This is a genomic window from Aerococcus sp. L_32 (assembly GCF_050689315.1).
Genome location: NZ_JBOEQF010001211.1, coordinates 1 through 551 on the forward strand (window position 1 = coordinate 1; position 551 = coordinate 551).

A 551-nucleotide genomic window follows, 5' to 3' on the forward strand; every position below is an offset into this window, starting at 1 on the left:
TGTAATTCGTAATCACCCATTAAACCTGATGGCTTGAATACCATGATGGCGATAATCGCGATACCATATACAACCATACGTAATTGACCTAAAGGGGCTAAAACTGAGTTTAGTAGTCCTAAGGCAATTGCCGCAACGAATGAACCTGTTACTGATCCGATACCACCGAATACAACGATAATTAGAACATCGATTGAACGTTGGAAAGTAAATTGTGAAGGGTTGATTACTGAGAAGTAACCTGCGTATAAAGTACCTGCAATTGAAGCTGTTACAGCACCGATTACAAAGGCAATGATTTTATATTTAGTTGTTTTTACCCCAACAGATTCGGCAGCTATTTCATTTTCCCGAACGGCAATAGTAGCACGTCCTGGACTAGAGTGGATATAGTTTACAATTAATAATGTTGTTAAAACGATGAAGATAAATAAAATAATCCAAGTTACGTTCATTGGAATACCTGAGATACCAGCGGCACCGTTAGTGATTTCCAAGTTTTGGATGATGATACGGATAATTTCAGAAGCCCCTAAAGTTGCAATCGCTAG

General features: G+C 38.5%; 1 protein-coding gene. It reads right to left on the minus strand.

Annotation, left to right across the window (positions count from 1 at the left end; translation table 11 throughout):
- On the minus strand, positions 1-551 hold a 551-nt coding region (locus tag ACRCJ0_RS18980), incomplete at both ends, for a branched-chain amino acid ABC transporter permease (RefSeq protein ID WP_431391756.1).